Raw genomic sequence first — 21,113 nt, forward strand, 5'->3', positions numbered from 1 at the left:
GATGGTTGTGGGCGACGATGACTTTTGCAGCGTTATGGCGTAAGGCCGCTTTCACCACTTCGCGAGGATAAATATGGGCCTCGTCGATCGCGCCACGGAATAGCACTTCGTAGGCGATCAATCGGTTCTGAGTATCCAGGAAAAGTCCCGCGAACGTTTCGCGCGGCTCCGGCGCCAGATGTATCATCAGATACTCTTTCACTTTACTCGGGTCATCCATATTGCAGGAATGACGTTTAAATCGTTGCGCCAGAGCGCGCTTGGCGGCCTTTAAAACGATGTCTGAATCCAAGGGCACGGATAGGGTAAATTCCCCAGTGCGCCTGTTCAAATGAAGCGTGGCCGTAGTAGACTCGATGTCAGCCATGATCAACTCCGTGTAAGTTGGTTGTGGTTAGTCGGCGTTGGGTGTTGCACCACCCTGCGCCGGCGAATATTGGTAGCCTATGAACGCGTAATCAGCGAAGGATTGCAACTTAATACAATCCGATATCCGCCCTTCCTATGTGCGAAGCAAACGACTTCCCTCCTGTTAAAAAGCACCCCAGCGGCTACACTGATTAGTGACCATTCAATCGTCACTTTGCTGGGTCGTAAGGTCAGCGTCGCTAACGGCGTTGTCGGCGCTGACCTTCCTATTCTCATCACGTTCCAATGAAGCCAATCCCGTCCTTTTTCTATGTTCTTCCCACTGTAATGGCGGATCGATTGCCAGATCGGAAAACAATATGTGACTGGGCAGCGAGTCGTCGAGAATGGCCGCCACGATATCTGGCGGCAATAAGGTCAAGTTCAGAAAGCGGCTGATATAACTGACAACCATGCCTTCTTTCTTCGCCAGGTCGCTGATATTGCGTGCTTCTCCAGACTCAAGACGGGTCGCCAGACGATGCGCTCGGACTAAGGCTCTTTGCAGTGGCGTCAACGTCTCGTCCCAGGGTCGATCGCCGCTTTCACGTTCAGGAAGGGTCACTATTGTGCGTCCGCCTCGGCGTTTTATCCGAATGGGAATAAACAGGGTTGGAGCGCCGTTGCTTGCTAAAATTGTGCTGGCGCGTCCTGTGATTTGAATGCTTCCTCCACTCACGCGACAGTCTCCTCGGGGAAGTGAGCGGTGTTAGCGCACAGCTCTTGCGTTATTTGTTCAATGCCATTCATGCGCAGCCTCACCTCTAAACTCATCGGCGTAAATATGACTTTCTCCACCAGCAGGCGCACGATGCGGGACTGCTCCGCCGGAAACAGCTGCTCCCAAATGGCGTCCAGTTGCGTCATCGCGACAGTGACCTTGGCCTCGTCCAGCTCAGGGTCCAAACCTACGCCTATCGATGAAATATCCTGTATCAGAGTGGGGGAGCGCAGATAGCCGCGTAGTTGTTCCAATATGGCGGATTCGAGTTCGGCCGCCGGTAAGCGAGGCAATCCTGATGCGCCGGCTCCCTCCCTCTCGTCCCGCTGTGGAATGTAGTATCGATAACGCTTTCCGCTTTTCTTGGTGGTGTGCCAAGGCGTCAGCGCCCGGCCCTCTGAATCGAAGATAATGCCTTTCAGCAGGTAGGGCACTTTGGCGCGTAGACTGTTTCCGCGAGAGCGGTGATTTTTACGCAGAATCCCGTGGACTTGTTCCCATAACTCAGGACTGATGAGAGGAGGATGCTTCCCCTTGTACCAAGTTTTCCAATGCCTGATTTCCCCAAGATAGACACGGTTGGTGAGCACTCGATAGATCGTCACCCTATCAAATGGTTTTCCGCCACGAACACTGCCTTCACTGGTTGTCCACAACTTGGCGGTAACGCCCTGTTGGCGCAATTCTTTCATGAGGGGCGTACTGGAGCCTAACGCCACGAAGCGCTCAAAGATATGACGGACCAGCTCGGCCTCACGATCATTGGGGACGAGATACCGCCCCTCGATGTCATAGCCAAGCGGAGGGATGCCGCCCATCCACATCCCTCGACGTTTACTCGCGGCTATCTTGTCGCGAATGCGCTCTCCAATGACCTCTCGTTCGAATTGTGCGAAGGAAAGCAGCACGTTCAGCATCAGCCGCCCCATCGAGGTGGCGCTGTTGATCTGTTGGGTCACGGATACGAAAGACACGCCGCTGCGATCCAGGACGTCCACGATTCTGGAGAAGTCGGTAAGGCTGCGGGTGAGACGGTCAATTTTGTATACGACGATGATATCCACCTTGCCGCCTTCCACGTCGCTAAGCAGACGCTGTAGAGCGGGGCGCTCCATATCACCGCCGGAATAAGCGGGATCGTCATAGTCGTCCTCAACAGAAATCCACCCCTCCGCACGCTGACTGGCGATATAGGCGTGTCCCGCATCCCGTTGGGCGTCAATGGAGTTGTACTCCTGTTCAAGGCCTTCCTCGGTGGACTTGCGGGTATAGACGGCGCAGCGCAGTCGACGTTTAACGGCTTCACTCATTCTTTGACTCCCTTGCGTGTCCCTTTCGATTTCGAGGCCTTATTCAATCCGAAAAATTCAGGACCAGACCATCGTGTCCCGGTGATCTCCCGGGCGATCATGGACAGGGAAGGGTAGAGACGTCCTTTAAACTCAAACTGCCCATCTGCGAGCACTGTGACATGGTGCTCAACCTCTCTATATTCCCGGGTCAGCACCGTGCCGGCTGGGGGCCGGTTGACGGCGGACTTTTTGGACTGATCGGTCGCTTCCGCCAGTGCGGCGATGCGTCGGCGATTGTTGTCCAGCAGCTCAGGGTTGAGCTTACGAAACTCCACCTCCTGAATCCGATAGGCGATGCGGCGCACAAGATAGGTTTTCACGTAGGTGGGGGCGTCCTTGTCGAATAGCTCGCGCCAAAGTTCGCGGAGCTCCTGTATAGATAAACTGGGTAACGCGGCCACTTGAGCGGTAATTGATGGTTTTTCCTGAAGTCTTGATGGGGTCATTTTTTCTCCGTTTTTTCTCTGTGTGACGGAGTTGGATGAACGCTCTGAAGGCCCTGGAAAGCAAGTCCCACCTTGCTCTGTTTTTGAGAGTTCAGCTCACGCAGACGAACGATGCCGTGGGCAAGGATAAGAGCCATTTCCTGCCGACGTTGCATCGCGTTTAATTTCTCGGGTGGAATGGCCTGGGATGGACCAGACAACGGAAGGTTTGATGACATAAAGGCGGCTCCGATATTCAAACTTTTTGATGGAGACGCCATTATCAGTACCGGCCGCCTAACGAGCCATGAGGGAGTTTCAGGCTACTGCGAGCAGGTGCGGGGGATTGCAGGCCTTTGCGGAAACGGCGGTAAAAATTTAATGTTTCTCTGCCCCTCATCGATGGCGTCGGCAGGGGAAATGTCACAGCCCCGGAAAGAACTTGATCTTGATCATAGGTAAAGCATTCATTCGAACATAGCATGGTTGAGAATCATTATCAGACGCGATTTTTCCTGGGAGATTGCATGATTTACGGTATTCTCGTCACGCTACACCTGCTTTGCGCCATTGTGTTCATCGGAGCTGTCGCCTTTGAAGTGCTGATGCTTGACGGCGTACGCGGGCGCCTCCCTGCTGGATACCTGGGGCGGTTGGATGAGGAAATACAGCGTAGAGCGCGTAAGTTCATGCCTTGGGTTGTGGGGCTGCTTTTCCTTAGCGGAATCGCAATGGTGGGAGTGGCGCATCGTGTTGCGGTGACGCATGCGTTGACCAACCCTTTTGTTAATCCGTTCGGTACGTTGCTCAGCGTGAAAATTTTACTGGCTTTGAGTGTGCTAGCGCATTTTGTGCTGGCTATCAGGCGATCCGCATGTGGAGCCATGACGTCCACATTGTCCCGGTATATTCACCTCAGCGTGCTGTTCCATATGATGGCGATCGTCATCCTGGCCAAAGGCATGTTTTACATTCATTGGTAGCGGTCTCCTCTCATTTGAGCTCACAGGGAAGAGAGTACGCATATTCGGGCTTTTAACGGGAAATATTCGCGTAACACCCTGTTAATAAATAATAAAAAAGGGTACGCAAGACATTGGGGACAGCGACTTTATCTCGGACTTGTAACGTTGAATAGAGGCTCTTTCAGCGTCTTGGGTGCGTCCAATTGATAAACCCCAGGAATGCCTGCGGGCTTCCCTGAAAAAGCGCCCTCAGGCGTCGAGAATGCGTTTTTTCGCAGAGGATAACGTCCGCCCTCATCGCCTTCGGCCACTATTTTCCAGAGTAGCCGTTATACCTGATTTATCGCTGACCCATTACCTAACAAATTGTTTTAGCTGTAAAAATCAAGCTGGCCGATTTTACCTTGGGACGCGCTCCACAGGGCGATGACGACTAGGCTCGCCCAGCATCGTCCTCCAACCAGACATCGATGATTCTACGGAACTTCCTTTTGTCCGCCTCCGGCAAGGATCGGAACTTGCGGAAGAAGGCGGCGTCAAGGATGTCCTGGTCGGGAGTGGCGTCGGACTTGTCCAGCAGGAAGTCTGGCGTGACATGGAGGGCCGTGGCGATTTTTTCCACCTTGTCCGCCGAGGGTTTGATGGATTCCTGATGCTCCAGGTTCCACAGATAGCTTTTACTGGACTGGGTCAGCTCGGCGAGCTTTTCCAGACTGAGTTTGTGTTGGATGCGTAGCGCGCGCACTTTGGCGCCGAGGGGAGTTGGCACGTTAGGCTCCTTTCTTATATTTATTGACCGTCGTTCAGAGAATAATAACATGATACTGAACGAGTACGCACTACTTGACAGGGGTTTCAAGGCTGGGAATAATCCTTTTGGCCTACCAAGCGCGCCATTCCGCACTTAACAGGGAGGAAACCTGGCGCCACGAAGACGCATGCCGCGAAGCTCGCATTCCTGACTTCCACCACTCGGCGTCCTATGTTTGATCGTTAATATTACCAGTGAAGGTTGTTGTTCATGCCTATCATTCGCCAATTCGTCCGACATGCGTCGGTCGAGATTTTGCGTGATTATTTTAGCCGAAAAAAAGCCCCCGTTGACGGGATGGACTGGACACAGGACCGGTCCACTTTATTACACACGCTGACCCAATGGGTGGACACGTTTACGCCGGAAGAAAGAATTCGGCTGCGTGTCGATATGGAGCGTGTCCAGCAGATGTCCGACGAGGTGGGACAAGCTGCGCTGTTGGGAGCGGTCCGAGATGTGACGAAACTAAAAAGCTTACCGTCCGCCCAGGATCGCAGTCTCTGGACCTATTTGCATGAATCTGAAAGTTTTCGTCACGCCGAGGATATTCGCTACGCCGATCAATATCGTCATGGGCGTAATTGGAGTGGGTATCAGGTTGAGACCGGTCTAAGGCTACGTTCGGACGAAATGTCCCTTGAAGTGTTTAAGGATAGGGTTCGTTCATTGTTCGGACTGGGCGAAAAAGTCAAAGTGGATCTGTTTCGGCGAGTGTTGGCTGCGGAGGACGGCGGCCAGTCTCAAGTCTTCCAGATAATGGTGTATCAGGAAGGGCTGCCGGACTCCTACCTCGAATTCGAGGGAGAAAACGACATCGTTTCCCGAATCAGGCGTCCTATCTCCGAGCACGCGATCATTTACTGCGAATCCAATGGAGCGGTCGAGGTGGTCGCAGCGAAAGCGGAGCGAAGGGACGCTATCGCGCGGGCGTTCACCGAAGCCCTCTTGGCGCGCGGTGTGGAAGCGGAACGCACCCCGTTGCGACGATACGATCTGGAACCGCTGATGACTAATCAAACGTTGACCTGGGACGCATCCGATGGCATTGCGTCCGTTCATTTGGTGATGCTCAAATTAAAAGATCTGGCGGGTTTGGGGCGCCTGCAAATAGAGACGCCAGCGAAGAGCATCATGGGATTGCATGAATACGCCCAGGAGTATTTCAGCGAACATAGCCCGCTGACTTCCGGTGGGTTCGTGCCCACACAGGCGAAACTGGTGATTCGTTTTCATCCGGATAACGGCAGCGCTCGCAGTAAAACGCTGCCTGTGCGCATTACCCTGCCCAATGGCTGCGACCTGCGTAGCCGGACGGATAAAGAGCGACTGATTGGGGAGAAATACCTCAAGCAGTGGGGGCTGCTGAACGATATTCATGGATGATGACGGAAACCCTGCTGACGTTGAACGCCCTGGCATTATTGCTGCGTTTGTTAAACAGTCCCTCTCCAGGCATCTCTGGCAGCTTGCTATTTGAAGAGTTTCCCGCTGTGGCGGGAGAACTGGTAAGCGGTCTGTTTCTGAAACCCACTGGATGCCTGGGATATCTCACTGATGGGCACCAAGGCTTCGCCGATCTGGTCTGGTGCCCGGAAATTCGTCGACATCGTTACTTTTCCGTCAGCGCGGGCTGGGTGGAGGTGTCCGCCGAACGCATCAATCGTTATATGGTGGATGTCGTTGTGTTGCTGACATGGCTGCAGGGGTTGTTCGGCATAGGGGCCCATCATCGGATAACGTCGTTGATCCCGGATCGCTTTTGGCATCTTGGCTCCGCTCGATTTCATGGATGCCTGACTCATGTGTATTTTGTGCGGAGCCTGGATTCTACGGAGAGACTGCTGACGTTTATGAGCGCGTTGGAGCGGGAGGCTTCGCGAGCGCCAGCCATAGTGGTGTGCTCTTCATCCCGTCTGCCTGAGCGCATGGGGTTGCCAAGGGACATGGCGTTGGAGCCACTGGTCAGTTTGATGAGCCGATCCCATGAACACTGCTTTCTGGATGACCTGTCCATACGAGCCTTGTTGCGAGGCGCCTCCGTGGCGATGAGCGAAGAAGGCGGCATTGGCTTGAGCTTCACTTCCGACTATCGTCGCGTGTACTGGAATGGAGAGAGCTACGCTTTAACCAAGAAGCAGTCCGCAGTGATGGAAGCGCTGCATCGAGAGGGCGGACGCGCCCATAAAGACCTTTTGCGCGCCTCGGCGGATACGGAGGAGGAACTGCACCGAATCATGCGTAACAAGATCCAAGGCAAATGGGCTCCGCACCCTTTATGGAACACATTGATCGTCAATGAAGGCAATGGTTATTACCACCTGAATGTGGGCTGAGGCCCCATCCAGTGTGGTTTGCTTTTCCCACCCCTCAATTCAATTTTCCCACCTGACTCCCACCAAGTCGCATCATTAGATTTTGCATCTGGTTTATCCACGCGCGTGTCTTGGCGATAACTTCACCGCTACTCCTCTACCATATTTCCAGATTCCCACCTCATTTTAAAATTCCCACCGGTTTCCCCACCAGGACACCCCCGATTTTCCCACCGCTCGTTTTGCATGATAGCTCCACGATTCCGCAACAACCTAAAAGGAGCCAATCGTGGAAATCAAACACCTTAGTCAGAATGAGCTGGCCAGGCGCTGGAGCGTCAGCCGGGGCTGTCTGGAGCGCTGGCGCATTGATGGCCGCGGTCCCGTCTACCTGAAGCTGCACGGACGGGTGCTGTATCGCATCGAGGATGTGGAGGAATTTGAGGAGATAAGCCTGCGCAAGAGCACCTCCAAACGCTTGTGTGACCATGGAGACGCCGCATGAGCCGATATGCTGTGGAGGAACTGATCGCGATGTCCGCCCCGGAACTGGCGGAGTGCTCAGGGGAAACGCTATGCCGCCTCAGAACGGAAGCGTCAATCATGCTCGCCGCCGCCAAGGTATTAGTGGCCCACCTTGATTATGCGATGGAGATTAAGTACGGCCGGCGCGCTAAGGCGTTACGTCGGTGGAAAGAAGCCGATTCCGTGAGTTTTGAGGACGGCGCGGTGGATGTTCACGCCAGCGTATCCGAGCGCGTGGAATGGCGCCAGGACGCCCTGGCGAAGATGGCGCGACGCATCGCTGCATCGGGAGGTGATCCCGCCGACTTTCTGGATATCACCTACATCGTCAGCGAGGACAAGTACAACGCCTGGCCGCAGAGTTTGCGACGCTCTTTCGAGCCGGCGCGTATTCGGAAACCCGGCAAGCCGTCGATTCGTTTGTCTCTCCGGGAGGCGCGCTCATGAGCCTACCCATCATCACCGCCGATCAAAGGTTGGCTGAAAAGCGCGGCGTCAAAGGCGTGTTGATTGGCAAAAGCGGCATCGGCAAGACGTCTCAACTGTGGACGCTCGACGCCCAGCGCACGCTGTTTTTCGATCTGGAGGCAGGCGATCTCGCTGTTGAGGGATGGAAAGGCGATTCCATTCGCCCACGCACCTGGCCGGAGTGCCGAGACTTCGCCGTGTTCATTGGAGGACCCAATCCGGCGCTACGCGAGGATCAGCCGTTCAGCCAAGCTCACTTTCAGGCGGTGTGTGAGCGCTTTGGCGACCCGTCCATTTTAGACAAGTACGATACCTTATTTGTCGACTCCATTACCGTGGCGGGCCGTCTGTGTATGCAGTGGTGCAAGGGGCAGCCGCAGGCGTATTCGGAGAGAACCGGCAAGCCCGACGCACGCGGCGCATACGGATTGATGGGCCAGGAGATGATCGCTTGGCTCACCCATCTGCAGCACACACGGGACAAAAACGTCTGGTTCGTCGGCATCCTCGACGAACGCCTCGATGATTACAACCGCCGCGTATTTTCCCTACAGATCGACGGTTCAAAAACAGGGCTGGAACTGCCAGGCATTGTCGACGAGGTCGTCACCTTGGCCGAGCTGAAGTCGGATGACGGCGCCGGTTACCGCGCGTTCGTCTGCCACACCCTCAATCCCTGGGGATACCCCGCCAAGGATCGTTCAGGCCGCCTGGAGGCGGTGGAAGAACCGCACCTGGGACGACTTATGGAAAAGGTCGCAGGGCCCGCGAAACCGGCTCTGGAGCGTCTGGAATACACGCAGCCGCCCGCTGTCGATCAACTCAATGAAGCCAAGGAGCAAGCCCKATGAACCAGGCATGGAACGACTTTAACGATGCCGATCCACAACAGTCCGCCTTCGATGTGATTCCCAGGGGAACGGTTGTGCCCGTACGCATGTCGCTGCAACCCGGGGGTTATGACGACCCCAATCAAGGCTGGGACGGCGGCTACGCCACCTACTCAAACGATACCGGAGCGGTCTATCTGGCGGCGGAATTCATCGTCACTGGCGGCGAGTACGCCAAGCGAAAACTGTGGAGCAACATCGGTCTGTATTCACCGAAAGGACCGACCTGGGCGCAAATGGGACGAAGTTTTATCCGCGCTGCGCTCAACAGCGCCAGACGGGTCAACCCTAACGATAATTCGCCCCAGGCGGCGGCCGCACGTCGCATCCATGGCTTCAGGGAGCTCGATGGACTGGAGTTTCTGGCCAGGGTGGACGTTGAAAAAGACGCCAAGGGCGGAGATCGCAATGTGATCAAGAACGCGGTGGAGCCGGACCATCCAGAATACGCCGCCTGGGTGGCGGGGGCGGCCCCAAATAGGACGCCTCCAAATGGCGGCGGCGCGCCTGCGGCGCCTGCAACCATGCAATCGGCTGTTGCGGCGGGCAAGCCTGCCTGGGCTCAGTAGGAGCGTTATTTCTCATGTTGTTCGAAGTACGTCAAACAGCCGCCGTCACTGGGGCGGCTAAGGGAAACTCATCTCATGAAATGCCGAGTCTGCGCTCGCCAGGCCAAAGGGTTTGGTCACTTGAATACACGGCATCGGCCGGGCGAATGCAAGCGTTATCCCACCGACTGGCGGTTCTGCTCGGCGCGATGTCAGAAAGCCTTTCACGCGCTGTATGCGGGCTGGCTGAAAGGGACAAAGGAGGAAGTCATGCTGAACGTCACCGACATTGAGAAAGCAGCGTTACGCGAGTGTCTGAAGCCCTTCGGCGACGCGGCGACCGCCATCGGTTTTGACAAGCCGCTAGGCGCTTACTCTGAGGCGGAGGCGATGACGGTTGTCGAGGCGATTGTAAGCGGGTATGTAGCGGCGATGACTCAATACCATGAGTCCGCACGCTGTGCTCCGGTTCGTTCGCCTGGCGAGAGGTCAGAGCCAAAGACGCATCTGTTTTCCGATTTGGAGGGAGAACTGCCTTGGGAGAAATCAGCATGATGGATTTCAACTCAACTGAAAGTTTCTCCGGACGAATTTCGGCGTTGGTCGATATCGGGCTGCGCAAAGTAAGGGATGAGCAAWCGCCAMGGACCTACCTGGGMGCSTCRCGRTTGGGCGTCGCCTGCGAACGGGCGCTGCAGTTTGAATACGCKCAGGCTCCGGTCGATCCGGGGCGCGAAACTCAAGGCCGWATTCTGMGGATCTTTGAGCGTGGTCATGTCATGGAGGAYTGCATGCTGAACTGGCTGGAGAAAGCCGGCTTCACGGTTCTCACCCGCAATGAGGTAGGCGAACAGTTTGGATTTTCCGCTGTGGACGAGCGCCTTCAGGGGCATGTCGATGGCGTTATCGTAAGTGGGCCGGAGGGATTCGTTTACCCCGCGYTGTGGGAGCAYAAATGCCTTGGCGCCAAGTCATGGCGTGATCTGGAAAAGCATCGTCTTGCCAAGTCAAAGCCGGTCTATGCGGCTCAGGTGGCGATCTACCAAGCCTATCTGGGGCTGCATGAGGCGCCTGCGCTGTTTACCGCCCTGAACGCCGACACGATGGAAATCTACGCYGAGCTTGTCCCRTATAACGGCGAGCTCGCGCAGCGCATGTCCGATCGCGCGGTGAAGATCATCCTGGCGACCGATGCGGGAGAGCTGYTGCCGCGCTCGTTTGTGGACGAAGAGCACTGGGARTGTCGKATGTGCGCATGGCGCAACCGGTGCTGGACCASTGGGGAGGCGACAGGATGATCGACTTTAATGAACCTGTAGCACGCCCCTTGGAAAACCGCGATCTCCATGCYGAACGAGAGGCGATTCGCGCTGAGCTGATCGCCAATCTGGAGTCGGTGCTGACGACGCTGTATCCAGCGGGTAAACGTCGCCGCMATCTGTTCTTGATTGGTGACGTGTTRGGCAGTCCTGGCGAAAGTTTGGAAGTGGTCCTGGAAGGCGAAAAAGCSGGTCTTTGGACTGATCGGGCGGAAGGCGTCGGCGGCGATATCTACACCATGATTGCCGGGTATTACCACGTTGACGCATACGCGGACTTTTCCAGGGTTCTTGATCTGGCCGTCGAGTTGTTGGGTCGTTCTCGCACCCAGCCCACACGCAAGCGAAGCAAGTCGCCGCCGATGGATGATCTCGGTCCGGCGACGGCCAAGTGGGATTATCTGGACGCGGCCGGAAAACTCTTGGGCGTGGTGTATCGCTACGATCCTCCTGGGCGCAGGAAGGAATTCCGGCCCTGGGACGCCAAGCGTCGCAAGATGACGCCGCCCGAACCACGTCCCCTGTACAACCAACCCGGCATCGCGCAGTCGGAACAGGTGGTGTTGGTGGAAGGCGAGAAATGCGCCCAGGCGCTGATCGATGCAGGTATCTGCGCCACCACGGCGATGAATGGAGCCAAAGCGCCAGTGGACAAAACCGACTGGAATCCGCTGTCGGGCAAGCAGGTGGTGATCTGGCCCGACCGCGACAAACCAGGCTGGGAGTACGCCACGCACGCGGCGCAGGCCATCCTCTGCGCGGGAGCCAAGTCCTGTCACGTCCTGTATCCGCCCGAGGACGCCGCTGAAGGCTGGGATGCGGCGGACGCCGTGTCTGAAGGTTTCGACAGCAGCGCTTTCCTGGCCCATGGCCCACGTCTGCAGATGCACGCTGTCACCGAAGATGCCGAGCCGGTAATCAGCGGCGACGAATCCGTTTGGGGCACGGAGGATGCGCTGGCGTTGGCCTTTACGCGCCGTTACCACCAGGACTGGCGATACGTGGCGACATGGGGGCGTTGGCTGGTCTGGGATGGCTTCCGCTGGCGCACCGAGGACACGCTGGCGGCAACCGACCTGATCCGCGGTGTATGTCGTCATGCCGCCGTGCGCGCCGACAATCCCAGGATCGCCGCCAAACTCGCCAGCTCTGGCACGGTTGGCGGCGTGGAGCGGTTGGCGCGGGCGGACCGCCGGCACGCGGCCACTACCGATGAATGGGATGCGGACATCTGGGGATTGAATACGCCGGGCGGCGTGGTTGAACTGCGCACGGGGCAGATGCGTCCCCATAGGCGTGAGGACCGCATGACCAAGTCAACCACTGCAACGCCTAAAGGCGAATGTCCAATTTGGCGGAGCTTTCTGGCGGACGTGACGGGTCAGGACGCCGATCTGCAGGCGTATTTGCAAAGAGTGGTCGGCTATTGTCTGAGTGGCGCCACCAGCGCGCATGCGTTGTTTTTCCTCTACGGCACAGGCGCCAACGGCAAAAGCGTGTTCGTGAACGTGGTGGGAGCCATTCTGGGCGACTACGCCGCCAATGCGCCGATGGATACGTTCATGGAGGCGCGTGGCGATCGGCACCCAACGGACCTGGCTGGTCTACGCGGCTCCCGCTTCGTGTCGGCTATCGAGACCGAGCAAGGCCGTCGCTGGAACGAGTCCAAGGTCAAAGCCATCACCGGTGGCGACAAGATTTCCGCGCGCTTCATGCGCCAGGACTTCTTTGAGTATGTCCCCCAGTTCAAGTTGCTGATTGCAGGGAATCACAAACCTGCCATTCGCAATGTCGACGAAGCGATGAAACGACGACTGCATTTGATCCCGTTCACCGTGACCGTGCCTCCGGAAAAGCGCGATGGCGGCCTGACCGACAAACTGCTCGCCGAGCGCGACGGCATCCTCGCCTGGGCGGTGGAGGGATGTCTGGAGTGGCTGCGCACTGGCCTCAAACCGCCTGCGTGCGTGCGGGCGGCGACGGAGGAGTATTTTGAGGCGGAAGACGCCCTGGGGCAATGGATCGAGGAGCGCTGCCTGCTTTCCAAGGCGCATCGCGAGGGCGTCTCGCAATTGTTCGCCGACTGGCGTGAGTGGGCCGAGCGCGCGGGCGAATACGTGGGCTCCGTCAAACGCTTCTCGGAAATGATGACGACGCGCCAGTTCGAGAAATGCCGGCTGTCCAATAACTCAAACGCCTTCGCCGGCATTGGGCTAAGGCCGTCAAACCACGGCTTTGGACGTCCCTACCTGGACGACTGAGCGCGATAGAAAACCATTTATGGTGACAGGTTCCGGAGTTCCCGGAGGGTTCACTGATTAACCCCTACGCGTGCGCGCCTTATAGGAATAATCCTTAAACCCTCCGGTGTCCTCTGAAACTGTCACCGATACTCATTGGAGACACTACGATGAACACATTGGATACCTTGTTCGCCTATCCTGGCGACCGCGACACCGCCTATGCCATGAGGGACTGGTTCAAGGACCGCTGCCGGCTCGAGGAAGACGGCTCCGCCTCCTGCCGCGCATTGTGGGAGAGTTGGACCGCTTGGGCCTTGAAGCATGAGCGCTATCCAGCGACGCCCAAACGCCTGGGAATCTTCCTGCGCTTTCAGGGATTGGTGGCGACGCAGCTCAGATCCGGCACCGTGCGGGCCTGGCGCGGCGTGGCGCTGAACAGGGAGGACGCATGATGGAAACGACCTTCCTGGCCCTGGACCTCGGGACGCAGACTGGCTGGGCGTTGTCTCAGCCATCCGGAATCACCAGCGGCTCTGAATCTTTCAAGCCCCGACGCTTTGAAGGGGGCGGCATGCGCTACCTGCGTTTCAGACGCTGGTTGACCGAGTTGAAGTCGCACACGAATGGCATTGACGCGCTGTATTTCGAGGAAGTGCGCCGGCATGTCTCCACGGATTCCGCGCATGCCTATGGCGGCTTTCTGGCGACGCTAACGGCGTGGTGCGAGCACCATGAGATCCCTTACCAAGGCGTGCCTGTGGGGACCATCAAGCGTCACGTCAGCGGCAAAGGCAATGCAAGCAAAGAGGAGGTGATCGCCGCCGTCAGGAAACAGGGCTTCGCGCCCGTGGACGACAACGAGGCCGACGCCCTGGCGTTGCTGTCCTGGGCGATGGAGCACGAAGGAGGCGCGCTATGAGCCAGACGACACTGATTCCCATCGTGGCTGGCCGACTTGGCGGGGCCTCGGCCCAATTGGTCGATGCGCGGTTGCTGCATCAATTCCTGGAATCCGCCCAGGATTACAGCACCTGGATCAAACGGCGCATCCGTAAATATGGATTTGAGGAGAATGTGGACTACTTGATCCACCAAACGGTGGAGCAAGTTCCCCACCAGGGAAGCACAAGGAGTTCGACGAAGACCGAGTACTTTTTAACATTGGATACGGCCAAAGAGGTCGCGATGGTGGAGCGCACGTCGCGGGGACGATGGGCGCGCCGCTATTTCATCGAGTGTGAACGGCAATTGTATAAGTTGAAAAGTCGCGATTTGCAGCTTCCCAAACCTATCGTCTTATCCCGCGCCAAACGTCAGGCGATCAATCGTCAAGCATGGGCGGAGGCGTCGGAACAGATCCACGCGGTCTTTCACGCCCGACGAGAGGCGTTGCTGCGTCGCGCATTGGACGCCGAGGAGCCGATATTACTACCGCCGGGCTACCGCCCGAGTTGGGCGAAGTGAAAGGAGAGCGATCATGAAAATTCCCAAAACTTATTACCGCGGTCCCCTGGCCCGACTCCAGCCTGACTCCGGTCCCGACCCAGAGAAGATCAAACGTGAGGGGTGGCGCAGTCAACGCATCCTGGTGATCTCGCCTGACGATGACCGATTGAACTGGGTGGAGAGCGAGCTGTTGTGTCGGATTGGAGAGCGCCTCTACGGCGCAGGAGAACCTAAGCATGACTGAATGGACGTTGGAACGCGTGGCCGACCGTTTCACCGACGCGGCTATCACCGCGCAGCGGCTGCCCCCTGTCCGGGTGCGGGGATACGCTAACAGCTGGCCAGCCATTCTGCGCAAGCCCTGGGAGAACATGGGAGCGGAGCCTGTGGTGAGGCGATTGCCGCCCGATCCGGCGGCGATTGATCGCATGCTTGAGACCTTCCGTTGGGTGAAATGGTTGACCGAGGATCAACGTCACCTGGTGTGGATGCGGGCGGATGGCTGTCCTTGGAAAGAAGTCTGCGCGCACTTCGGTATGGACCGCACCACAGGGTGGCGTCGCTGGAAGGCGGCCTTGTCCGCGGTGGCTGTCCGACTTAACGATCCCGAGGAAAGGATTAGTTATAAATAGTTATAAACGGTTCCTGCAGGAAACGTAGTGCTGGTGCGGGTTTGACGCCAATTTGGGTGTGTAACATCCGCCGGCTTTTCTGGTAATATTTGCGTTACCTCGTGACACGAGCGCACCTCCCCGCTATGGCAGCCGCCAGGCGATTATTTGGCCTATCTGGGCGCCTTTTGGGCTCCCGATGGGTCCTTCCTGGCCATGAATTGAAGCGGGGGGCGTGAGCGCCGCGTTTGTTTAGCGTCAGCGCTAAAAACGAGGTTTGCAGGGTTTGCGGTTCGCAGGTCCGATTCCAACGTACTTCCCTTTACCCGCCCGTGAAGCGATTCACCGGCGGGTTTCTTTTTTTCTGGATGTTGCCTGCAAACCTGACCGCAAATCAGGCCCTGCAAGCCCATGAAGTTGACGCCTGTAATCACAGGTTCGCACCCCTGAATTTTCACGAACCCGTCCACGGCTTTCCGTCGGCGGGTTTTCTTTTTTGAGGTCCAGAATCTGAAACCCTTGACCATGGATGACGCGATGAGTCATCGGCCCCTGACCGTTCAATACCGGTCAGTGGAAGCGCTCATCCCGTATTGCAGAAACGCGCGTACGCACTCCGAGGAACAGGTGGCGCAGATCGCCGCCAGTATCGCGGAGTTTAGCTGGACCAACCCCATCCTGGTCGACGGAGAGAACGGCGTTGTCGCCGGCCACGGGCGCTTGCTGGCGGCGAGAAAACTGGGAATGGTGGAGGTCCCGATCATTGAGCTCGCGCATTTGTCGCCGACGCAGAAACGCGCCTATATCCTCGCGGACAATCAGTTGGCCTTGAAGGCGGGCTGGGACGAGCAATTGCTGCGAGTTGAACTGGAGGCGCTGCAGGAAGACGGTTTCGATCTGGATCTGACCGGATTCGACGCCGACGATCTGGCGGCGTTGCTGGAGCCGGAGGAAACCGAGGTAGAGGGGCAAACTGACGACGACTCGGTTCCCGAAGAGGAAGAGGCCGTAGTCTCCCAATCCGGCGACGTCTGGTTGTGTGGCGAACATCGCGTCCTCTGTGGCGACGCCACCTCACCGGATGCGTACGCCGAATTATTCAGCGATCGGAAGCAGGCGGATATGGTGTTTACCGATCCTCCCTATAACGTGAATTACGCGAACAGCGCCAAAGACAAGCTGCGCGGTAAGCATCGCGCGATCTTAAACGACAATCTCGGCGACGGTTTTTACGACTTCTTGTTGGCGGCGTTGAGCCCAACCCTTGCACATTGTCGGGGCGCTATATACATCGCCATGTCCTCCAGCGAGCTGGACACTCTGCAGGCGGCGTTTCGGGAAGCGGGAGGCAAATGGTCGACGTTCATCATCTGGGCCAAGAACACCTTCACGCTGGGACGTTCAGACTATCAGCGCCAATACGAGCCGATACTGTACGGCTGGCCGGAAGGCGCGCGCCGACACTGGTGTGGCGATCGCGATCAAGGCGACGTATGGCAAATTAAAAAGCCGGCGAAAAACGACCTGCACCCCACCATGAAGCCGGTGGAACTGGTTGAGCGCGCCATCCGCAATTCCAGCCGGCCGGGAGATAGGGTGCTTGACCCATTTGGCGGTTCAGGCTCCACATTGATCGCAGCGGAAAAGTCTGGACGCGTCGCGCGTCTGATCGAACTCGATCCCAAATACGTGGATGTGATCGTGCGCCGCTGGCAGGAGTGGACGGGTGAAAAAGCCGTCCGCAAGAGTGATGGGACGGCCTTTGATGATCAGGCCTCGACTGCCTCGCAATGAATGACATACCCAACCAGCTCAGGCAACCCGTAAGGGATGCCGCGCTGTACGCTGGTGACTCGTCCTATGGTGCGTTTCATCCAGCTTTGGGTGGTTGCGTCAATGGCGGCCTCAAGAGTAAGCCCCGTTAGCTGATTGCCTCGAAGCTCATCCGCAAAGCGTCTTCCGTAGCGGCTATCCAAAAAGTTTCGGATGGATTCAAGCGGTTGCCCCGTCGCGTTCGAAATGGCTGTCATGGCCAGAGGCCAAGCGACATTGGCCTCCTCATTCATCGTTCCGAAGAAGCCCCAAGCGACGTTTTGGGTGGTGGGTATGGGTGTTGAGCGTTCCATCTTTGATTTCCTTTGGGTCAGTTTGTTGCGTCCCTAGTAACGCTTCATATGAACGGGAAGCCAAGTTGAATCTGGAGGGATAACCGCGGTTTTTTGCGTCAGGGGCGGCGAACGAAAAAAGCCGGCGACGAGGCCGGCTGTAGGCGATCAGGAGGGGCGATCAATCAGCCGCCAACACAGCTTTAAGGCGATGTCCTCCCAGGGGGCGATAAGGCGGCTAGCGTCCGATAGCAGGCAGAGGAGATGAAACCGGATCAGTAACCGGGCGTCTTCGTCTTCCTCAAGTTTGCCCAGGTAGCGGGCAAGACGCTCATCTATCAGCAACCCATGCAGCTTGGTAATCGCCTCGCGCTTGGGGAGCGGTTCCGACATCAGGCGCGTCAGAGCCAGGGCTTTTTCTTCGGTGTGTGGTTGGTGGATGGTTTCCATTAGGGCTTCTCCTTTTTGGGGTAAGGCGGCTGTGTTGAGCCGCCGGGTAAATGCTTGGATCAGGCGTCGATGATGCGTTTGCAGATGGCGATGGCGGCCTCGTCCCAGGTCACGTAGGAGAGGTGCAGGTTGTCCAGCGCCCGCTCAAGGTGAAAGCGCACCAGGAGGCGGACATCCGCGTCCTCCTCAAACTCTTCCAAAAAATCAAAAAGGTCATCGTCGCCGGTCAGGTGGTAAAGCATGTCGCTGGCGTCTTTCTTCAGCAGCGGCTTGGTCATCAGGCGTTCCAGTTTGGCGGCCTTTTCTTCGGTGTTGGGTTGGCTCCAGGTGCCCATTTTTTCGCTCCTTTTGGGTGGTTCGTGTGGCGCTATGAACGCTTCATAGCGCCGGCTTAGCAAGTGATTTAGAGCGTTATGGGTGATCGGTTTTGGCGATGCGGTAGATGCGCTCGCCGTCTGCGGATTTCTCTGAGATCACATTGAGCCCCAGCTTCTTTTTCAGCGCCCCGGAGAGGGTTCCACGCACTGTGTGCTTTTGCCAACCGGTGGCGTGGCTGAGCTGCTCGATGGTGGCCCCTTCCGGGCGCTCCAGCATCTGGATGACAAGGGCTTGCTTGCTGTTGGCGCGCCGGCGGGATGGCTGGCGCTGTGGCTCTGTTTGGGCCTCGTCCCGTTCTGTGTCGAGGGACTCAGGCGCGGGCTCTGCAGGACTTGGCTTGACGCGTCCCAGCGCCTCGTAGGCGGCGTCATTGATTCGCCATGCCTCTCCCTCAGCGTGGATCAATTCAAGCCTCATCAGGCTGGTCAGCACTTTCTTGCGCGCGCCGCCTTTGATGTGGCCTGGAAACCAGTCGACGCGACCCTCGCGGTGATCGATAGCGTGGGACAAAACAGCGTGTTGTGTGGGCGTCAATGTGTGACTCATAAAAAGCTCCTTGGCGGGTGTGTTAAGACGCCGACATGAACGCTTCATTCGAGAAGGAAGCCAAGTGGATTCAGCGTTATTTTTTCGATGTGATTGATACAGCTCATGGGAATTTCCATTCGCGCYTATGCGCGTCATCGAGGCGTCTCCGATACCGCCGTTCGTAAGGCGATTCAGACRGGACGCATTACCCCCGAGCARGACGGAACGCTGGATCAGGAACGGGCGGATCGGGAGTGGGAGCGCAATACCGAATCGCCCAAGGTCGGGTCGCGCCGGGGCGTCGTCAAAGCGCGAACGCCGGAAGAAATCTCTAGTAACGGGAATGCCTCTCTTCTACAGGCGCGCACCGTYAATGAGGTGGTCAAGGCGCAGACGAACAAGGTTCGCCTGGCGCGACTAAAAGGYGAATTGGTGGATCGCTCGCAGGCGATCGCCCATGTGTTTCAGTTGGCGCGCACCGAACGCGACGCCTGGCTGAACTGGCCCTCGCGRGTGTCCCCCCATATGGCGGCCCATCTTGGCGTTGAYCCACACACTTTCCATGTGGCGCTGGAATCGGCGGTGCGCGAGCATTTGCAAGAACTTGGCGAGCTGCGTCCCCGAGTGGATGGATGATTTCGGGCCCGGATTATGACGGGGCGGCGGATATCGAACRGGCGTGGCGTGAGGGACTGACCCCAGAGCGATTGCTCTCCCTGTCGGAGTGGGCCGATCACCACCGGGTCCTGTCCAGCAAAGCCTCCGCSGAACCCGGSCGCTGGCGCACCCAGCGCACGCCCTACCTGCGAGAGATCATGGAYTGTCTCTCTCCGACCTCGCCAGTTGAGCGGGTCGTGTTTATGAAGGGCGCACAGGTCGGCGGCACTGAGGCCGGCACTAACTGGATCGGTTACGTTATTCATCATTCCCCCGGTCCCATGATGGCGGTCTGGCCTACCGTGGATATGGCGAAGCGGAGCTCCAAGCAGCGGATAGATCCCTTGTTGGAGGAGACGCCAGCGCTGACTGAATTGGTCGCCCCCGCGAGATCAAGAGACTCTGGCAACACCATCTTGTCGAAGGAGTATCGCGGCGGCGTATTGGTCATGACCGGCGCCAACTCCGCGGTGGGGCTGCGCTCCATGCCAGTGCGATACTTATTCCTGGATGAGGTGGACGCCTACCCGGTGGATGTGGAAGGCGAAGGCGACGCCATCACGCTGGCGGAAGCGCGTACGCGCACCTTCTCCCGCCGCAAGATCTTCATTGTGTCCACGCCGACGATTGCTGGCGCCAGCGCGATAGAGCGCGAATACGAGGCGTCCGACCAACGGCGATATGTCGTACCTTGTCCACATTGTAGCCACCCGCAGTGGCTGCGCTTTGAGCAGTTGCGATGGGAGCGTGGCCGTCCCGACACTGCCGCCTACGTGTGCGAAGCGTGCGCCGTCCCCATCGCCGAGCATCACAAAACCTGGATGCTGGAGCGCGGCGAGTGGCGAGCGATGGCGCCCGGGCGCGGAACCAAGACCGCAGGCTTTCACTTATCTTCCCTGTACAGCCCGATAGGCTGGCGCACCTGGGCGGATATCGCCTACGCCTGGGAGAGCGCCGTCAACAAAGAGTCAGGCTCCAACGCCGCGATCAAGACCTTTAAAAATACGGAGCTCGGCGAGACCTGGGTGGAGGACGGCGAAACGCCGGATTGGCAACAGCTGGCCGAGCGGCGTGAGGATTATCCAGTCGGCTGCGTACCCGCCGGCGGTCTCCTGCTGGTGGGAGGCGCGGACGTACAACAGGATCGCATCGAAGCGTCGATATGGGCCTTTGGTCGCGGCAAGACAGCCTGGCTGGTTGAGCATCGCGTGCTGATGGGCGATACCGCGCGCGAAGACGTCTGGGGACGTTTGGCGGCGTTACTTGATGAAACCTGGAGCCATGAGGATGGCGCGCAAATCCCCCTGACGCGATTCGCATTGGATACCGGCTTCGCCACACAGGAAGCCTATGCGTTCGTGCGCGCCCGTCGCGATCCACGCCTCATGGCCGTCAAAGGACGAGCGCGTGGCGCGGCGTTGGTCGGATCGCCCACCGCAGTGGATGTCACCCAGGGCGGTCGCAAATTGCGTCGGGGCGTCAAACTGTTCTCGGTGGCGGTGGGCATCGCCAAACTGGAGTTATACAACAACCTGCGCAAGCACGCAGACATGGCGGAAGATGGGGTCACTCCAGTCTATCCGACCGGCTACATTCACTTACCCCGGGTCGACGCCGAATTCCTGCAGCAGCTCTGTGCGGAGCAGCTGGTGACGCGCCGGGACCGCAACGGTTTTCCGGTGCGCGAATGGCGCAAGATGCGTGAGCGCAATGAAGCGTTGGACTGCTATGTATACGCCCGCGCCGCGGCTTGTGCGGCGGGGKTGGATCGATTTGAAGAACGCCATTGGCGCGAGCTCGAAAAAACACTGCGTCCGCCTGATACGCCAGAACCTCCTATTGCACGTTATGACGACAAGGCCGCCCTCGAAGGCGGTCTTGTCGTTTCTAAATCCCGATCCCCAAGTCGACGCCGCATTCAGAGCGCGTGGCTGACACGATAAGAGAC

General features: G+C 57.8%; 28 protein-coding genes. 18 read left to right on the forward strand and 10 right to left on the reverse strand.

Annotated features, from left to right (window positions below; all coding sequences use genetic code 11):
* The 5 genes from KP814_RS29260 to KP814_RS29280 form a co-directional block, all read right to left on the reverse strand.
* On the reverse strand, positions 1–367 hold a 367-nt coding region (locus KP814_RS29260; protein ID WP_216740093.1), incomplete at its 3' end, for a JAB domain-containing protein.
* Between the two features lie 204 nt (positions 368–571).
* Positions 572–1,087 (reverse strand): LacI family transcriptional regulator, encoded by a 516-nt coding sequence (locus KP814_RS29265; RefSeq protein ID WP_216740094.1) that lies wholly within the window; start codon positions 1,085–1,087, stop codon positions 572–574.
* Positions 1,084–2,439: a recombinase family protein gene (locus tag KP814_RS29270; RefSeq protein ID WP_216740095.1), complete on the reverse strand. Its 1,356-nt coding sequence runs from the start codon at positions 2,437–2,439 to the stop codon at positions 1,084–1,086. The genes KP814_RS29265 and KP814_RS29270 overlap by 4 nt, the downstream gene beginning before the upstream one ends.
* Positions 2,436–2,927, reverse strand: coding sequence for a DUF2924 domain-containing protein (locus tag KP814_RS29275; protein ID WP_216740096.1), 492 nt, complete (start codon positions 2,925–2,927; stop codon positions 2,436–2,438). The genes KP814_RS29270 and KP814_RS29275 overlap by 4 nt, the downstream gene beginning before the upstream one ends.
* A complete protein-coding gene (locus KP814_RS29280; protein WP_216740097.1) occupies positions 2,924–3,145 on the reverse strand; it encodes a hypothetical protein in 222 nt (73 codons plus the stop codon). Before KP814_RS29280 ends, KP814_RS29275 begins: the two co-directional genes overlap by 4 nt.
* Positions 3,146–3,433: 288 nt before the next feature.
* Here KP814_RS29280 and KP814_RS29285 point away from each other — a divergent pair, with 288 nt between their 5' ends.
* The gene (locus KP814_RS29285; protein WP_253938718.1) at positions 3,434–3,889 is read left to right on the forward strand and encodes a CopD family copper resistance protein; all 456 of its coding nucleotides are present in this window, start codon (positions 3,434–3,436) and stop codon (positions 3,887–3,889) included.
* Between the two features lie 415 nt (positions 3,890–4,304).
* Here the strand turns inward: KP814_RS29285 and KP814_RS29290 are convergent, their stop codons facing one another.
* Entirely contained in the window at positions 4,305–4,640 is a 336-nt protein-coding gene (locus KP814_RS29290) for a helix-turn-helix transcriptional regulator (RefSeq protein ID WP_216740098.1), read from the reverse strand.
* Positions 4,641–4,892: 252 nt separating this feature from the next.
* On the opposite strand from KP814_RS29290, the gene KP814_RS29295 reads away from it, so the two are divergent.
* The 15 genes from KP814_RS29295 (at position 4,893) to KP814_RS29365 (ending at position 16,841) form a co-directional block, all read left to right on the forward strand.
* Entirely contained in the window at positions 4,893–6,068 is a 1,176-nt protein-coding gene (locus tag KP814_RS29295; RefSeq protein WP_216740099.1) for a hypothetical protein, read from the forward strand.
* Positions 6,065–7,018: a hypothetical protein gene (locus tag KP814_RS29300; protein WP_216740100.1), complete on the forward strand. Its 954-nt coding sequence runs from the start codon at positions 6,065–6,067 to the stop codon at positions 7,016–7,018. The genes KP814_RS29295 and KP814_RS29300 overlap by 4 nt, the downstream gene beginning before the upstream one ends.
* 268 nt (positions 7,019–7,286) lie before the next feature.
* On the forward strand, positions 7,287–7,502 hold the full coding sequence (locus tag KP814_RS29305) for a DNA-binding protein (protein ID WP_216740101.1): 216 nt from the start codon (positions 7,287–7,289) through the stop codon (positions 7,500–7,502).
* Positions 7,499–7,969, forward strand: a complete 471-nt coding sequence (locus KP814_RS29310; protein WP_216740102.1) for a hypothetical protein — start codon at positions 7,499–7,501, stop codon at positions 7,967–7,969. Before KP814_RS29305 ends, KP814_RS29310 begins: the two co-directional genes overlap by 4 nt.
* Complete coding sequence (locus KP814_RS29315; protein ID WP_216740103.1) at positions 7,966–8,841, forward strand: ATP-binding protein; 876 nt, start codon at positions 7,966–7,968, stop codon at positions 8,839–8,841. Before KP814_RS29310 ends, KP814_RS29315 begins: the two co-directional genes overlap by 4 nt.
* Positions 8,838–9,449 (forward strand): hypothetical protein, encoded by a 612-nt coding sequence (locus tag KP814_RS29320; protein ID WP_216740104.1) that lies wholly within the window; start codon positions 8,838–8,840, stop codon positions 9,447–9,449. Before KP814_RS29315 ends, KP814_RS29320 begins: the two co-directional genes overlap by 4 nt.
* 75 nt (positions 9,450–9,524) lie before the next feature.
* Positions 9,525–9,983: a DUF6511 domain-containing protein gene (locus tag KP814_RS29325; protein ID WP_216740105.1), complete on the forward strand. Its 459-nt coding sequence runs from the start codon at positions 9,525–9,527 to the stop codon at positions 9,981–9,983.
* Positions 9,980–10,726 (forward strand): PD-(D/E)XK nuclease family protein, encoded by a 747-nt coding sequence (locus KP814_RS29330; RefSeq protein WP_216740106.1) that lies wholly within the window; start codon positions 9,980–9,982, stop codon positions 10,724–10,726. The genes KP814_RS29325 and KP814_RS29330 overlap by 4 nt, the downstream gene beginning before the upstream one ends.
* Positions 10,723–13,008: a phage/plasmid primase, P4 family gene (locus KP814_RS29335; protein ID WP_216740107.1), complete on the forward strand. Its 2,286-nt coding sequence runs from the start codon at positions 10,723–10,725 to the stop codon at positions 13,006–13,008. The genes KP814_RS29330 and KP814_RS29335 overlap by 4 nt, the downstream gene beginning before the upstream one ends.
* A 149-nt stretch (positions 13,009–13,157) precedes the next feature.
* Entirely contained in the window at positions 13,158–13,442 is a 285-nt protein-coding gene (locus tag KP814_RS29340) for a hypothetical protein (RefSeq protein WP_216740108.1), read from the forward strand.
* The gene (locus KP814_RS29345; protein WP_253938719.1) at positions 13,439–13,909 is read left to right on the forward strand and encodes a crossover junction endodeoxyribonuclease RuvC; all 471 of its coding nucleotides are present in this window, start codon (positions 13,439–13,441) and stop codon (positions 13,907–13,909) included. Before KP814_RS29340 ends, KP814_RS29345 begins: the two co-directional genes overlap by 4 nt.
* Entirely contained in the window at positions 13,906–14,454 is a 549-nt protein-coding gene (locus KP814_RS29350) for an antA/AntB antirepressor family protein (RefSeq protein ID WP_216740109.1), read from the forward strand. The genes KP814_RS29345 and KP814_RS29350 overlap by 4 nt, the downstream gene beginning before the upstream one ends.
* 13 nt (positions 14,455–14,467) lie before the next feature.
* Positions 14,468–14,680, forward strand: a complete 213-nt coding sequence (locus tag KP814_RS29355) for a hypothetical protein (RefSeq protein ID WP_216740110.1) — start codon at positions 14,468–14,470, stop codon at positions 14,678–14,680.
* Entirely contained in the window at positions 14,673–15,068 is a 396-nt protein-coding gene (locus tag KP814_RS29360; RefSeq protein WP_216740111.1) for a DUF6362 family protein, read from the forward strand. Before KP814_RS29355 ends, KP814_RS29360 begins: the two co-directional genes overlap by 8 nt.
* Positions 15,069–15,584: 516 nt before the next feature.
* On the forward strand, positions 15,585–16,841 hold the full coding sequence (locus KP814_RS29365; RefSeq protein ID WP_216740112.1) for a site-specific DNA-methyltransferase: 1,257 nt from the start codon (positions 15,585–15,587) through the stop codon (positions 16,839–16,841).
* Here the strand turns inward: KP814_RS29365 and KP814_RS29370 are convergent.
* From KP814_RS29370 to KP814_RS29385, 4 genes are all read right to left on the reverse strand, one after another.
* Positions 16,817–17,173, reverse strand: a complete 357-nt coding sequence (locus tag KP814_RS29370) for a hypothetical protein (RefSeq protein ID WP_216740113.1) — start codon at positions 17,171–17,173, stop codon at positions 16,817–16,819. The two genes, KP814_RS29365 and KP814_RS29370, sit on opposite strands and share 25 nt — an antisense overlap.
* A gap of 147 nt (positions 17,174–17,320) precedes the next feature.
* The gene (locus KP814_RS29375) at positions 17,321–17,602 is read right to left on the reverse strand and encodes a hypothetical protein (protein ID WP_216740114.1); all 282 of its coding nucleotides are present in this window, start codon (positions 17,600–17,602) and stop codon (positions 17,321–17,323) included.
* Between the two features lie 59 nt (positions 17,603–17,661).
* A complete protein-coding gene (locus KP814_RS29380; protein ID WP_216740115.1) occupies positions 17,662–17,937 on the reverse strand; it encodes a hypothetical protein in 276 nt (91 codons plus the stop codon).
* A 76-nt stretch (positions 17,938–18,013) separates the two neighbouring features.
* Positions 18,014–18,526, reverse strand: a complete 513-nt coding sequence (locus tag KP814_RS29385; protein WP_216740116.1) for a DUF3489 domain-containing protein — start codon at positions 18,524–18,526, stop codon at positions 18,014–18,016.
* Positions 18,527–18,631: 105 nt separating this feature from the next.
* On the opposite strand from KP814_RS29385, the gene KP814_RS29390 reads away from it, so the two are divergent.
* Positions 18,632–19,144, forward strand: a complete 513-nt coding sequence (locus KP814_RS29390) for an elements of external origin (RefSeq protein WP_216740117.1) — start codon at positions 18,632–18,634, stop codon at positions 19,142–19,144.
* Positions 19,141–21,108 (forward strand): phage terminase large subunit family protein, encoded by a 1,968-nt coding sequence (locus tag KP814_RS29395; RefSeq protein ID WP_216740118.1) that lies wholly within the window; start codon positions 19,141–19,143, stop codon positions 21,106–21,108. The genes KP814_RS29390 and KP814_RS29395 overlap by 4 nt, the downstream gene beginning before the upstream one ends.
* The last annotated feature ends 5 nt before the right edge of the window (positions 21,109–21,113 follow it).

The sequence above is a fragment of the Hahella sp. HN01 genome, assembly GCF_018986435.1.
Classification (GTDB): domain Bacteria; phylum Pseudomonadota; class Gammaproteobacteria; order Pseudomonadales; family Oleiphilaceae; genus Hahella.